Genomic DNA, 13737 nt, shown 5'->3' on the forward strand with positions numbered 1-13737 from the left:
TCCTACGCCGCGACGAGATACGAGAAGACGGACTCGAGGGACTCGTCGGACGGCGAGACCGTGAGCAGCCGGATGCCGTGCTCACGCGCGACGCGCGGCAGCAGGGCGGTGAAGCGTCCGAAGTCGACCGCCTGGATGCGCAACGCGCCCTCCGCCAGGTCCACTTCGATGCCGGACGTCGACGGGTCGGCGATCAGCGCGGCGGCCAGCGCCCGGTCGTCGCTGGAGCGGACGAGGTAGCGGTGCGGGCGGTCCGTCATCAGGCGGCGGATGCGCCGGAAGTCGCCGCTCGCCGCGTGCCGTCCGGCGACGATCACCTCGATGTGCGCGGCGAGTTGCTCGACCTCTTCGAGGATGTGGGACGAGAACAGCACCGTGCGGCCCTCGTCGCCCATCCGCCGCAACAGATCCATGAGCTGCATGCGCTGGCGCGGGTCCATGCCGTTGAAGGGCTCGTCGAGCAGCAGCAGGGAGGGGTCGTGGACGAGCGCGGACGCCATCTTCACGCGTTGCCGCATGCCCTTGGAGTACGTCGAGATCTTGCGGTCCTGCGCGTACTCCATCTCGACCGTGGCGAGCGCCTTCTGGGCCGCCTTGACGCCGAGGCCGTGCAACTCGGCGTTGGCGACGACGAATTCGCGGCCCGTGAGGAAGTCGTACATGGCTTCCCGCTCGGGGACGATGCCGATGTGCTTGTAGATCTGTTCGTTGCGCCAGACCTGCCGGCCGTCGAGGGTGACGGTGCCCGTGGAGGGGGCGAGGAAGCCACCCATCATGTTGATCAGGGTGGACTTTCCGGCGCCGTTCGGGCCCAGCAGGCCGGTGACTCCGGGGCCGATCGTCATCGTGATGTCGTTGACCGCCACCACGTTGCCGAACCAGCGCGAGACGTGGTCGATGTTGAGCGTGGTCACAGCCCGACCTTTCGGTAGCGGCGCATCAGCAGGCCGTAGCAGCCCGCGATGAGACCCAGGACGACGATGAGGTAGACGACACCCTGCCCGGACGAGGGGCCTTCCCCTCCGGGGAAGGCGGAGGTGGCGCCGAGGAAGGCCGTCTGCACTCCGTCGATGAGCGTGATCGGCGAGAAGAGGCCGAGCCACGGGACTGCTCCCGTGCTGGACTGCTCGAACGCGATGGCCTGGACGGTGGACACCGCCCCGTAGGAGATGGTCAGGGCGGCGATGACGGCCGCGATGCCGAAGCCGCGGCGCGGCGTGACCGCTGAGATGACCAGGCCGATGCCCGCGAAGAGAAGCGACAGCAGCGCCACGGAGACCAGCCCCTGTCCGAATCCCTTCGTCTGGTCGGCGAAGTCGAGCTTGGCCAGCAGCGCCCCTGCGTAGAGCACGATCAGCGGCGCGGCGGTGAGGATGAACAGCGCCGAGGCCAGCGCCGCGTACTTGGCGCGTACGTAGTCGACGGTCTCGATAGGGCGCGAGAAGTACAGCGGGACGGTCTTGAAGCGCAGGTCGCGCGAGACGGACTGGGGTCCCTGGGAGGCGACGTACAGGCCGATGACGGCCTGCATGATGATCGCGTAGCGCGTGTAGTCGACGGGCAGGTCCTTCGCCTTGGTGGCGACCGCGACGGCCACCATGATCAACGCGGGGACGCACATCACTACGAAGAGCAGCATCGGCAGCACCTTGGACTTGACCGAGCGGCCGAGTCCGTAGGCGCCGCGCAGGGACTGCGAGTACAGCGAGCGGCGGGCGTAGGCGCGGCCCAGGCGCGGGCCGTCGTAGTTGCGGTAGCCGATGTTGTGGATACGAGTCTGCTCACCGGGCTGGGTGAGGGAGTGCTCAACCGCCATGACCGACCGCCTCCTTCCGCTGGTCGTCGCCCGTCATCTGTTCGTCTCGCGCCCGCTGTTCGTCGCTGTCCTTGAAGACCTCCGCGATGTGGTGCCTGCGCTGTTCCATCCGGACCAGGCCGAGGCCGAGGTCGGCGACGACGTCGCGGACGAGGTCGTACGTCTCCTCGCCCTCGGCGGTGAGCAGCAGGATGTGTCCGGCACCGGGCAGGCCGCTGCCGTCGTGGGTCTCGATCCCGCGCGCGTGGAGCACGTCGCGCACGGCGCCGGTGCCGTCGGGGTGCTCGTCGGTGTCGGTGACCTCGATGGCGAGGGTCGTCGTGGTCTGGGTGAAGTCCGTGGTGGAGCTGGAGCGCAGCAGCTTGCCGCCGTCGATGACGACGACGTGGTCGCAGGTGCGCTCGAGTTCGCCCAGGAGGTGCGAGGTGACCAGGACCGAGATGCCGAAGTCGGTGTGGATGCGACGGATCAGGCCGAGCATCTCGTCACGGCCGACCGGGTCGAGGCCGTTGGTCGGCTCGTCCAGGCAGACCAGCTGGGGGTCGTGGACGAGGGCCTGCGCGAGCTTCACGCGTTGCTTCATGCCCGTCGAGTAACCGCCGATGGGGCGGTAGCGCTCCTCGTACAGGCCGACATGGCGCAGCGTGTCGGCGGTGCGCTCGCGGGCCGCGGCCGGTGGGAGCCCGGACATGCGCGCCATGTGGACGACGAACTCGGTGGCCGAGACGTCGGGCGGCAGGCAGTCGTGCTCCGGCATGTACCCGACCCGCTCGCGGATGGCGCCGCCTTCGGTGGCGACGTCGAGGCCGAGCACTTGTGCGCGGCCCTCGGTGGCGGGGGACAGACCCAGCAGGATCTTGATCAGTGTGGACTTGCCGGCTCCGTTGGCTCCGACGAGTCCGGTTACACCGGGCCCGACGTCCACGGAGAGCCGGTCAAGAGCGGTCACCCTGGGGAACCGCTTGCTCAGGCTTTCGGTCGCGATCACAGTCACGCTTCGAAGGTAGTGGCGCACGCCACAGCGGTCGTCAGACCACGGAGCTGGATCCGCATCAGACTCCAGTCGTACGGGCCCGTAGGGGTCCCCCTGAGGTCGAACAACCGGCGGTCCGTTATCCACACCGACTCGGTTGTCCACAGGCGTCATGCGGGTCTATTGACGCAGCCTCTAACAACTGTCACATTCACCAGTGTCAAGTTACGGGCACGTACCGCAGTCAGCGTGGACACAGGGTGGGACGGTGGCATGACGACGGCAGTGACAGGTGAACTCTCCGCGGAACTGCGGGGGTTCAGGGAGGTGCAGCGCCTCGCGTACGAGTGCGCGGAGGCCGTGGCCGCGCAGCTGAAGCCCGGTGTGACCGAGCGCGAGGCGGCACGCATGCAGCGCGAGCGGCTGCGCGAGCGCGGGGTGCGGGACTGGTTCCATCTGCCCTTCGCCTGGTTCGGGGACCGCACGGCGTTCGTGAATTTCCGGATTCCGCTGCAGTTCTTCCCCACCAACCGCCGCCTGGAGCCGGGGATGCCGTTCATCCTCGACATGGCCCCGGTCCACAAGGGCTTTACGGCGGACATCGGTTACTCGGGCTCGCTCGGGCTCAACCCCGTGCAGGACAAGCTGCTCGCCGACCTGGAGGCGCACCGCGAGCTGATCCTGCGCGAGGTGCGCGAGCGGCGGCCGTTGCGCGAGATTTACCAGGACGTGGACCGCCTCATGGTCCGCCAGGGCTGTGCGAACCGGCACCGGGCGTATCCCTTCGGCGTGATCGCCCACAAGGTGGACCGCGTGAAGGAACGCCCCTGGTCGCCGCATCTGTTCGGGTTCGGCACCCAGTCCCTGAAGGGGCTGGCGAGCGACGCGATCCACGGGCACCGCGACGGCTGGTCGCCGCTGTGGTCGCCCTACAGGTTCTCCGACCATCCGCCCCGGCCGGGGCTGTGGGCGGTCGAACCGCACCTCGGCTTCCGGGGTACGGGCGCGAAGTTCGAGGAGATCCTGGTCGTCACCGACTCCAAGGACCCTGAAGCGAGCGCGTTCTGGCTGGACGACGATCTGCCGCACGTGCGGCGCTGGGCGGAGGACAAGTGAGTCTCCAGGGCGCGCGCGAGCGCTGGGTGCGGACGGGCGGAGTCGAGCTGTGCGTCGCCGAGTTGGGCGACGAAACGCAGCCCACGGTGGTCCTCGTGCACGGCTATCCGGACTCCAAGGAGGTGTGGTCCGAGGTCGCGACGCGCCTCGCCGACCGCTGCGGATTCCACGTGGTGCTGTACGACGTACGGGGACACGGCAGGTCGACGGCGCCACAGCCGCTGCGCGGCGGCTTCACGCTGGAGAAGCTGACCGACGACTTCCTGGCGGTCGTGGACGCGGTGAGCCCCGACAAGCCGGTGCACCTGGTGGGGCACGACTGGGGTTCGGTGCAGTCGTGGGAGTTCGTCACCGTCCAGCGCACCGAGGGCCGGATCGCGTCCTTCACGTCGATGTCCGGACCGTCCCTGGACCACTTCGGGCACTGGATCAAGCACCGCATGAAGCGGCCGACCCCGCGCAAGGTCGGGCAGCTCCTCGGCCAGGGCGCCAAATCCTGGTACGTGTACCTGCTGCACACGCCCGTCCTGCCCGAGTTGGCCTGGCGCGGCCCCCTCGGCAAGCAGTGGCCGAAGATCCTCCAGCGGGTCGAGAAGGTGCCCTCGGGCGACTACCCGACCCCGTCGCTGCCGACCGACGCGGCGCACGGCGCCTGGCTCTACCGCGACAACGTACGGGCCCGGCTGAACCGACCGCGCGAGGACGCGTACGCGCACGCGCCCGTGCAACTCATCACGCCCCTGGGGGACGCGTTTCTCTCCGAGCGGCTCTACGACGAGCTGGAGCAGTGGGCCCCGCAGCTGGTGCGCCGTACGCTTCCTGCCAAGCACTGGATTCCGCGTACACGCCCGGATCAACTGGCTGCCTGGATCACGGAGTTCGTCCACGCCAACGAGGACGGGGTGCCCGTGCAGGACACCGTGGCCACCGGCAAGTACGCGGATCGCTTCGGCGGCCAGCTCGTGCTGGTCACCGGCGCGGGCAGTGGCATCGGACGGGCCACCGCCTTCGCGTTCGCCGAGGCGGGCGCGCGCGTGATCGCCGTCGACCGGGACACCGAGAGCGCGGCCCGCACGGCGGAGATGTCCCGGCTGATCGGCTCCCCCGAAGCCTGGGCCGAGACGGTCGACGTCTCCGACGAGCAGGCCATGGAGAAGTTCGCCGAGAAGGTCGCCACCGAGTACGGCGTGGTGGACGTGCTGGTGAACAACGCCGGGATCGGCCTGTCGGGATCTTTCTTCGACACGACCACCGAGGACTGGAAGAAGGTCCTCGACGTCAATCTGTGGGGCGTGATCCACGGCTGCCGGCTCTTCGGGAAGCAGATGGCCGAGCGCGGCCAGGGCGGCCACATCGTCAACACCGCGTCGGCAGCGGCATACCAGCCGTCGAAGGCCCTGCCCGCCTACAGCACCTCCAAGGCGGCCGTCCTGATGCTCAGCGAGTGCCTGCGCGCGGAGCTGACGGGGCAGGGCATCGGCGTTTCGGCGATCTGCCCCGGCTTCGTCAACACGAACATCACCTCGACCGCGCGCTTCGCCGGGGTCGACGCCCTCGAGGAGAAGCGGCGCCAGAAGAAGTCTGCGCGGCTGTACGGGCTGCGCAACTACCCGCCGGAGAAGGTGGCCGACGCGATCCTGCGCGCGGTGGTCCGCAACCAGGCGGTCGTGCCGGTCACCCCGGAGGCGCGAGGCGCCCACCTCATGTCGCGCTTCACGCCGAAGGCGCTGCGCGCGATCGCGCGATGGGAGCCACCGCTGTGAACGAGATGCCGAGCGACTCGGTGGGCGACTCCGCCGGCGACGGCCACTACGCGATCGCCCCGAGGCGGGTGTCCTTCGACTGGGGGTCTGGCGCAGTCGCCGGCGGCGCGGTCGGCGGCGGGGGCGATCGGTCGGACGGCGATCGCGTGGCGATGTCGCCCGACGCTGTGGGAGGGCAGGAAGCGTGAGCGACGAGTCGGTCGGTGTCACCTACCGGATCGAGGACCTGGCACACCACAGCGGTGCCACGGTCCGCACGATCCGCGCCTATCAGGACCGCGGGCTGCTCCCCCGCCCAGAGCGGCGCGGCCGCGCCAATGTGTACGCGGACGCCCATCTGGCCCGGCTGCGGCAGATCGCCGATCTCCTCGACCGCGGCTACACGCTGGCCTCCATCAAGGAGCTCCTGGAGGCCTGGGACGCGGGTCGGGGCCTCGGCGGGATCCTGGGCCTGGTCGCGGAGGTCGACGGGCCGTGGACCGACGAGGAGGCGGCCCGGATCTCGCGGGCCGAGCTCGACGAGCGGTTCGGCGGCAGCCCGGACGACGCCGCGGTGGCCGACGCCGTGGAGCTCGGCGTGCTGGAGACGATTCCCGGGGACGAGGACTTCTTCCTCGTCCCGAGCCCTCAAGAGCTGGCCGTGGCAGCCGAGTTGCACGCGGCGGGAGTTCCGCTGTCCGCGATCTCCGGCCATCTGCGGGAGTTGAGGGGTCAGGTGGAGCACATCGCCTCCCGTTTCCTGGAGTTCACGACCGAGCACGTCTTCGCGCGTTATCTGGGGGAGCACCCGCCCACCGACGCGGACGCGGCCGAGGCGGCCTCGCTCGTACGACGGCTGCGACCGCTCGCGCAGCAGACAGTGGACGCCGAACTGGCCCGAGCCATGCGGCTGTTCGCCACCAGATACCTGCATCAACACCTTGGCGCGGGGCAGGCGGTGGAACACCGCAATGAGACGCACACGGTGGAGATTCCGGTGGACACAATGCGGGCTGTAGAGGGGCTGGTTGGCGTGGAACACGTGTCCGCCTTCGTCGCGGCCGCCGCTGAACGGGAGGTGCAGGCCCGCACCTTGAACCGTCTCGCATCAAACCAAGGCAATAGAAGCAAAGTTGATGAAACGACCTAAAGCGCTTGCGAGTTGTCCACAGAATCGTCAATTCCCCTGTGGATAACAGGACTTGGCTGTGGATCAAACCTCCGAATCAAAATCAAATGCGTGATCCGTCTCTCGCCAGGCACGCTGGAGAGATGAACGAACGGATGGATGAAAGACGCACCGTGAAGGTGTCGAAGTACCTCTCGAAGCATCTGCGGCACCAGCCCGAGCGGATCGGGCTCACGCTCGGCGAGGGCGGGTGGGTCGAGATCGAGACGTTGATGGCCGCGGCGGCCGCGCATGGCTTCCGGTTCACGCGCGAGGAGCTCGACCACGTGGTGGCCCACAACGACAAGCGGCGCTTCGCGATCGAGGGGACCCGGATCCGCGCCAGCCAGGGCCACTCCGTAGAGGTCGACCTCGGACTGCCCCCGGCGACCCCGCCCGCGTACCTCTATCACGGGACCGTGGCCCGCAATCTGGACGCGATCCGCGCCGAGGGCCTGCGCCCCATGAACCGGCACGACGTGCACCTCTCGCCGGACAGGGAGACCGCGACCCGCGTCGGCGCCCGCCGCGGCCGGCCGGTCGTGCTGTCCGTGGACGCCGCCGCCATGCACCGCGACGGCCATGTCTTCCGGGTCAGCGCGAACGGAGTCTGGCTCACCCAGGCCGTACCCCCGCAGTACCTGCGGTTTCCCTCGGGGCACTGAACAGGCAAGCAGTACGGGTGATCACGGGCAGGCAGTGCGGGTGATCACGGGCAGGCAGTGCGGTGATCATGCGGTGGCCGCGACCACTCCGCGATTCCCCTGACGCTCGATGCATGAGTCTGCGTCCGAGCACCGTGATCCTGCCGTACGTCCGCCGGCACGAGGGCGGGCGTACCGCCTGGCAGCGTGCGGAGCAGCTCGGCTTCCACACCGCGTTCACGTACGACCATCTGTCGTGGCGGACCTTCCGTGACGGCCCGTGGTTCGGGGCCGTCCCGACGCTGACCGCGGCGGCCGCCGTCACCGAGCGCCTCCGCCTCGGCACGCTCGTGACCTCAGTCAAGCCTTTTTCGCCTATCGAGCTGTGACCTGCGTCAACGCAGGAAGTTAAGGCGCGATAAGGCTCGTGGCATGTACGCAGGACGTCGTGCCACCCCGGTCGGTTGTTTCCGAGGAGTGCCTCAGCGCAACTGAGCCAGGCTCTCGGTGGCAATGCGTTCGAAGACCTTCTCGTCCGCCGCGAAGTCGGAGTCGGGGATGGGCCAGTGAATCACCAGGTCGGTGAAACCCAACTCTGCGTGCCGGCCCGCGAAGTCGACGAACGCGTCGAGGGACCCCAGCGGACGGCCGCGGTCCGGGGTGAAGCCGGTGAGCAGCATCTTGTCCATGGCGTCAGCGTCACGCCCCATGTCCGCACACGCCTTGCCCAGCTTCTCGACCTGGTCTCGCAGAGCCTGGACCGACTGCTCGGGAGTGCCCGTTTCGTACAGTTTCGGGTCGCCGGTCGTCACCCATGCCTGTCCGTACCGCGCGGCGAGCTTCAACCCACGCGGACCGGTGGCGGCCACCGCGAAGGGCAGCCGGGGGCGCTGGACGCAGCCCGGGATGTTGCGGGCCTCGTGCGCGGTGTAGTAGTCGCCCTCGTACGAGACGGAGCGCTCCGTGAGCAGCCGGTCCAGCAGCAGGACGTACTCGGCGAACCGGTCGGCACGCTCGCGCGGGGTCCAGGGCTCCTGGCCGAGCACGGTGGCGTCGAAGCCGGTGCCGCCCGCGCCGACTCCCAGCGTGATCCGGCCACCGGAGATGTCGTCGAGGGAGACGAGCTCCTTTGCGAGGGTGACCGGGTGACGGAAGTTGGGCGACGTGACGAGCGTTCCCAACCGCATGCGCTGGGTGACAGCCGCAGCAGCGGTCAGGGTGGGGACGGCACCGAACCAGGGCCCGTCGCGGAAGCTGCGCCAGGACAGATGGTCGTAGATGTACGCCGCGTGGAAACCGAGTTCCTCCGCGCGATTCCAGGCCGCACGGCCCCCCTCATTCCAGCGGCGGTACGGCAGGATCACGGTGCTCAGGCGCAGACTCATGCCCAAGAGCCTACGGCGGTGCTCGGCGAACCCGAGACCCACGGGACTCCGAACCGCCCCCTGCCGCGACCGGCAGTTCCACCTTGATCGCGCGAGGCACTCGGCCATGTCCGCGGACGTGGCCGAGTTCCTCCGCGCGATGCCAGGCCGCACGGCCCCCCTCATTCCAGCGGCGGTACGGCAGGATCACGGTGCTCAGGCGCAGACTCATGCCCAAGAGCCTACGGCGGTGCTCGGCGAACCCGAGACCCACGGGACTCCGAACCGCCCCCTGCCGCGACCGGCAGTTCCACCTTGATCGCGCGAGGCACTCGGCCATGTCCGCGGACGTGGCCGGCTCCTGCTGGGAGATCAGCAGGGCCATCCGCAGGCTTTTCCGATCATTCGCTCGGGCCGGCGACCGGGCTTTCCTCGGTATCTGTGGCATCGGTTCGCAGTTCAGGTCGGCCCAGCCAGAACACGAACAACCCGTCGGGATCCCAACTGGCGCGGAGGGCGTCGAGGCGCCGGAGGTTCTCGACGGACACGAAACGATACGGGCGGTTGACCAGGTTCTCGTCAGCCAACTGGATGCCGCTGGCATACGGCTCCCACGCTCGCATGTGGTCGGTTACCCAGTTCGTGTACGTCTGGTCGTCGGCTGGATCGGTCCAGGCCGCATACAGCCCGTAATACAGCTCGTCTTCGACCGAGTACGCCATCGACGGGCGTTCGGGCTGTCCCTCGTGTCCTCCCCAGTTGAACACCACCAGGTGCGACGGCGCGGGTGGAAAGGTCTTCAGCATGTCCTCGAAATTGGGCCACAGGTCATTGAAGGAGGCATGGGTCCACATGTTGTCGGCCAGGTAGCGCTTGGTCTCGTCGTAGCGTGCATCGGTGCCGAAGCGGCTCAGGGTTCCGGTGTCCGTCACCTCGTTGAGCCGAGTGGTGAGCGCTTGAGGGCGTGCGGGACAGGACTCGTAGATCGACAGTTGTTCCCTGGCCTCTTCCTCGGTATCGGTGAAGGCCGTCGCGTTGAGTGAGATGAGCGGCTCGTCGTTCGTCATCGGGTCGCGGCCGCACACGAGATTGATCTCCGTCGGGGTCTGACGGCCGATCTCGTGGACGAACCGGTAGACGTCTTGTGCGGCCGAGGCCGGCCAGAAGTAGCCGCTGTTCATCGTGACCCGCATGCGCGGATACAGCGTGATGTAGAACCGGGTCACCACGGCGAAGAAGCCGGGGCCGGCGCCACGAGCCGCCCAGAACAGGTCGGCGTTCTGCGTCTCGTCGGCGTGGATCCGTTCGCCGTTCGTCGTGACCACGTCGATGCCGGTGACCGACATGCAGGCCGGTCCGTAGTCCCGCCCGGCCCAGGCAAACCCGCCTTGCAGCAGGTACCCACCGATGGAGACACCCGTGCAGTGTCCCGTGGGGAAGAACAGGTTGTGCTCAGCCAGGATGGCATTGAGCTCTGATCCTTTGATGCCGGGCTGGGCGGTGCCGGTCATCGCCTCCTTGTCGACCGCCACGTGCCGCAAGTTCGACAGGTCGATCAGCACCGTGCCGTCGCGCAGGTGCGACCCCGACCAACTGTGGCCACCGGAACGCACCGCGATCTGCAGACCTTCCGCCCTGGCGAGCTTCACCGCGGCGACGACATCGTCCTCGTTGTTCGCCAGCACGATCACCTCGGGATAGCGGTCCGGCACCCCGGCGTGCCAGCAAGCCTCACGACGTCGGCTTTCGTAGCGGTAGTCCCCTCGGCGCAACACCCTGCCTTCGATCCGGGTCGGCATGCCCTCTCCATTCAGGATTTTCGTACACTGGCGCAACCGTTACGGACTGAAATTCACACAAGAAGCAGGCGCCGAAGGTTTGGCCCACCCGACCGGCCTCCACCTATCGGCAGAACAGGCGGCCCGGCCAGGCGGCTGACCTATTCAGATCGCCGGAACTCGTCGAAAATATCTGGGAGAAACGCTGCGAGATGGTTCATCTCCTGCGAGCAGTGCACGACCATGGCGCGGGCGTGCCCGTCTCCGAGGTGTCGCAGACCTTCTGCGACCGTTTCGAGTTCACCGGTCAGGGAGGCTCCTGCGCGTGGGGCGACGTATTTCCCGCCCATCCAAAAGCGTGAGCGTATCTCGGCGCCGCCTTTCACCCGGCGTACATGGTGGACGAGATGGCCCCAGTCGAGCGGGACGCGGGACAACCCGACAGTGGCGCAGATCGCGGTGGCCGCGTCCGGATCGAGGCTGTCATCGGTGAATCCCAGCCTGCCGGGATGGACGAAGCGGACAGCGAGCTTGCCAAGCGCACTGCCGACGTATTCATCGACGAACGATGTACCCCCGATATACCTGTCGCGGTAGGGAGCACTCTGATCCGTCGCGCCTGCAGACCATTCCGCGTACAGGTGGGCACGCGGATACCACAGCTTGTACCGTTGGGCCTCCGTGGCGTGCCACCAAAACCACCAGTCCACCATGGCCGGGGACACTCTCGGCATACAGGTCAGTGTGGCGACGTGCATGGAGCCGTCGTCGAAGAGACTGTATCCGTTCTCGAGTTCCTGATAGCCGACGTCGCTCAGCGTTCCCGCATTGTCCGGGCTCAGACACAAGGGGGGTGCTTGTGGGCCGAGACCGATCGCTTCCTTGATGTGCTCCGGTAGCGGCGCCATCACCGGGCTCCAATACTTGGCGTACCATTTGCCGTCGAGTTCGCCGGCATGCATTCCCAGGTGGGGTCGGCGGGTGGGATCGGGGTGTGGTTCGGACCCTTCAGCCATGCCGCGACTCCTTCATGGTCTCCCTCGTCAACCGTTGGCCGGAGAGCGTCACGACGTGGGAGGCCCCAAGGACCTTGCCCTGCGCATTCAGCGCCTTTACCTGGAAATACGGTCCGTGGGCGTTCGTGGTGACGGCTGTCTCGAATCCGGACCGTGGGGCGTGCCTGACAATGACCGACATGGAGTGGGGGTCGGACCCGGCGAGTACCCGCCATGCTCTGGTCTGCGTCGAGCCGTTCCAGGAGGCGTAGACGACGCTGCCCTTGCCGTCGGCCCGTGCAGCGGCACTCGGGGGGTAGTACGGAGTGCCGATCCATTCGTTCCGGAACGCTCGGTACGAGATGTTGGAGCCCGGCAGCTGCGCGTCGTAGAGCAGGTTCTGCAAGCCGTTGCCTTCAGTGTTCCCCGCGCCCGCGTACTCCGAGTAGTACGGGCTCTGGCCCCACCCGATGAATTCGTTGCCGTTAGAAAGGGCCTGGGTGTTTCCCTGGGTCGGCGACTCCAGCGGCGGCTGATGGTAGTAGGTCCTGTCCACGGTCGCCCTCCGGCTGCGGAAGTCGAGCCTGAGGATCAGGCCGTGCGACACCTGTTCGGGGGCGCCGTCGGGCAGGTCGCAACAGCCGTCGTCGAACATGCTGATCCGGTTTCCCGGCCGCAATCGGGCATCGTGCTGCCAGAAGAAGTCCGCGTTCGGACCGAAGGTGAAGTCGCTCTTCTTTCCTCCGATCTGATAGCGGATCCGCCCGGATCTCTTGGTGACGTCGTAGATCGCCCACATGTTCCGAGCCGAGATCAGCAACTGGCCGTCAGGGCCCTCGTCGACCGAGTTGATGTGAAAGGCATCCCACACCCCGTCGGACGACGACGCACTGGAGACCGGCTCCTCGGAATCCGCGGGGTCAAGGTGGTCCAGTGCGTTCCACGAGAAGAGGAGTCTGCCCGTGGCGAGGTCGACCTCCTGGATCTCGCTGTTCTCGATGGCTCCGTTCTTCGGGCCTCCGTAGGGCCTGAGATCCACGGGCACGGGTCTGGACGCGATGAACAGTGCGGTGCCCCTGCGGGTCAGGGTGAACTCGTGCTCGTCCGGGTAGTAGCCGTGATGCGCGAAGACGGTCTTGAGCAGGCGGTAGTTCCTGTCGTAGATGTAGTAGCACCCGCCCGGTTCCGGCGCACCGGCCGGCAGGTTCGTGTACGCCGGTGGCAGGGCGAGGCTTCCCTGCCACCAGGTCAGCACCGGTTGTCCCCGGTCCCTGCGTGCGTCGTAATAGGTCTGGACCCTGAAGTCGGCGTTCTGGAGGTTCGTGGAGGGGAGTGGGCGGAACCAGACCGGATCGCCGGAGTTGTCGTTGATCAACGCCCCGGTCTGACCGATCATCCTGTCCGCACTGAACGGGCCCACGAAGATGTCTCCGCGAGCCGTTCCCGGCTTGTTCGCAGTCACGGTCACCCGCATGGGGTGAAGGCCCGGTTCCGAGATGAAGCTCCACACATCGCTGCCCGACAGGATCGGGGGCGGGGTACTTTCTGTCGGGGGGAAGGGCTCCGTCGCGCACAGGTGGTCGCCCGCTTGCGGACTCGCCGCAGCAGGGGGCACGCAGCTTGCGACGACACACCCCGCAGCGAGCATGCAGGCCCCGACGGTGCGGCGGGTCCATCTTCGTACCCAGCCAGCCCGCAGCTCTGGCGTCGCCATTGCCGACCTCCTTGGCACCCTGCACCCCGTTCTCCGATGGCAGTGCTACTGGTCTTCGAACGCTTTGTCCGGTTCACCCCTCCGACCCGGAATGATCAAGATCGGGAGTTGCTCCTCGGGCGACGGTAAACAGCAAGGCCGCCTACGCCTGCTCAAAACCGCTGGGGTAGGCCATTCGGCAGTCGCGGCCTCACCCGGACAGGCGGCAGAGTTATTGGAGGACCCTCAGGCGTTCCTGCGCGACGGTGACCACCGGATCCGGCGCGGGCAACCCGAATGACCTGCCGCATTCAGCTTCGCTTGGGCCCCGACGCCCGCTGGTACCTCTACTGCAGGACGACGACGGCGCATGGTGGCCTGCGACACCGGGCGACACCCACCCGGTCACCACGCTCGCCTCGGTCTGGCAGCAGACCGGAAAGTGAGA

12 protein-coding genes and 1 pseudogene are annotated in these 13737 nt (G+C 67.7%); 6 read left to right on the forward strand and 7 right to left on the reverse strand.

Going from position 1 to position 13737, the window contains the following annotated elements:
- Positions 1-2: 2 nt before the first annotated feature.
- Genes OG390_RS25475 through OG390_RS25485 form a run of 3 tightly spaced genes read right to left on the reverse strand, consistent with a single transcriptional unit; the run spans position 3 to position 2804 of the window.
- Positions 3-914, reverse strand: coding sequence for an ABC transporter ATP-binding protein (locus tag OG390_RS25475; protein WP_406171327.1), 912 nt, complete (start codon positions 912-914; stop codon positions 3-5).
- Entirely contained in the window at positions 911-1816 is a 906-nt protein-coding gene (locus OG390_RS25480; protein ID WP_406171330.1) for an ABC transporter permease subunit, read from the reverse strand. Before OG390_RS25480 ends, OG390_RS25475 begins: the two co-directional genes overlap by 4 nt.
- Positions 1806-2804, reverse strand: coding sequence for an ABC transporter ATP-binding protein (locus OG390_RS25485; RefSeq protein ID WP_406177853.1), 999 nt, complete (start codon positions 2802-2804; stop codon positions 1806-1808). Before OG390_RS25485 ends, OG390_RS25480 begins: the two co-directional genes overlap by 11 nt.
- A 258-nt stretch (positions 2805-3062) precedes the next feature.
- Here OG390_RS25485 and OG390_RS25490 point away from each other — a divergent pair, with 258 nt between their 5' ends.
- From OG390_RS25490 to OG390_RS25515, 6 genes and pseudogenes are all read left to right on the forward strand, one after another.
- Positions 3063-3905, forward strand: coding sequence for a M24 family metallopeptidase (locus OG390_RS25490; RefSeq protein ID WP_406171332.1), 843 nt, complete (start codon positions 3063-3065; stop codon positions 3903-3905).
- Positions 3902-5668 carry an SDR family oxidoreductase gene (locus tag OG390_RS25495; protein WP_406171334.1) on the forward strand — a complete coding sequence of 589 codons (1767 nt, stop codon included), beginning with the start codon at positions 3902-3904 and terminating at the stop codon, positions 5666-5668. The genes OG390_RS25490 and OG390_RS25495 overlap by 4 nt, the downstream gene beginning before the upstream one ends.
- Positions 5665-5856 (forward strand): hypothetical protein, encoded by a 192-nt coding sequence (locus tag OG390_RS25500; RefSeq protein WP_406171335.1) that lies wholly within the window; start codon positions 5665-5667, stop codon positions 5854-5856. The genes OG390_RS25495 and OG390_RS25500 overlap by 4 nt, the downstream gene beginning before the upstream one ends.
- Complete coding sequence (locus OG390_RS25505; protein WP_406171337.1) at positions 5853-6797, forward strand: MerR family transcriptional regulator; 945 nt, start codon at positions 5853-5855, stop codon at positions 6795-6797. Before OG390_RS25500 ends, OG390_RS25505 begins: the two co-directional genes overlap by 4 nt.
- Positions 6798-6931: 134 nt before the next feature.
- Positions 6932-7480 (forward strand): RNA 2'-phosphotransferase, encoded by a 549-nt coding sequence (locus OG390_RS25510; RefSeq protein WP_406177855.1) that lies wholly within the window; start codon positions 6932-6934, stop codon positions 7478-7480.
- A 113-nt stretch (positions 7481-7593) separates the two neighbouring features.
- A pseudogene (locus OG390_RS25515) lies at positions 7594-7845 on the forward strand (LLM class flavin-dependent oxidoreductase); the annotation flags it as partial.
- Between the two features lie 96 nt (positions 7846-7941).
- On the opposite strand, the gene OG390_RS25520 reads toward OG390_RS25515, so the two are convergent.
- The 4 genes from OG390_RS25520 to OG390_RS25535 form a co-directional block, all read right to left on the reverse strand.
- Positions 7942-8844: an LLM class flavin-dependent oxidoreductase gene (locus OG390_RS25520; RefSeq protein ID WP_406171339.1), complete on the reverse strand. Its 903-nt coding sequence runs from the start codon at positions 8842-8844 to the stop codon at positions 7942-7944.
- Positions 8845-9224: 380 nt separating this feature from the next.
- Positions 9225-10622, reverse strand: coding sequence for an FAD-binding oxidoreductase (locus OG390_RS25525; protein WP_406171341.1), 1398 nt, complete (start codon positions 10620-10622; stop codon positions 9225-9227).
- Positions 10623-10762: 140 nt separating this feature from the next.
- Positions 10763-11617, reverse strand: coding sequence for a DAPG hydrolase family protein (locus tag OG390_RS25530; protein WP_406171343.1), 855 nt, complete (start codon positions 11615-11617; stop codon positions 10763-10765).
- Positions 11610-13058, reverse strand: a complete 1449-nt coding sequence (locus OG390_RS25535; protein ID WP_406171345.1) for an arylsulfotransferase family protein — start codon at positions 13056-13058, stop codon at positions 11610-11612. Before OG390_RS25535 ends, OG390_RS25530 begins: the two co-directional genes overlap by 8 nt.
- Positions 13059-13737 lie beyond the last annotated feature (679 nt).

Origin of the sequence: Streptomyces sp. NBC_00996 (assembly GCF_045162675.1) — a bacterium.
Classification (GTDB): Bacteria; Actinomycetota; Actinomycetes; order Streptomycetales; family Streptomycetaceae; genus Streptomyces.

What these genes read in the sequence shown, in the direction of transcription:
- OG390_RS25480 (WP_406171330.1), bottom strand. Translation starts at nt 1,816, where the DNA reads ATGGCGGTTGAGCACTCCCTCACCCAGCCCGGTGAGCAGACTCGTATC.
- OG390_RS25490 (WP_406171332.1), top strand. Translation starts at nt 3,063, where the DNA reads ATGACGACGGCAGTGACAGGTGAACTCTCCGCGGAACTGCGGGGGTTC.
- OG390_RS25510 (WP_406177855.1), top strand. Translation starts at nt 6,932, where the DNA reads ATGGATGAAAGACGCACCGTGAAGGTGTCGAAGTACCTCTCGAAGCAT.
- OG390_RS25520 (WP_406171339.1), bottom strand. Translation starts at nt 8,844, where the DNA reads ATGAGTCTGCGCCTGAGCACCGTGATCCTGCCGTACCGCCGCTGGAAT.
- OG390_RS25525 (WP_406171341.1), bottom strand. Translation starts at nt 10,622, where the DNA reads ATGCCGACCCGGATCGAAGGCAGGGTGTTGCGCCGAGGGGACTACCGC.
- OG390_RS25530 (WP_406171343.1), bottom strand. Translation starts at nt 11,617, where the DNA reads ATGGCTGAAGGGTCCGAACCACACCCCGATCCCACCCGCCGACCCCAC.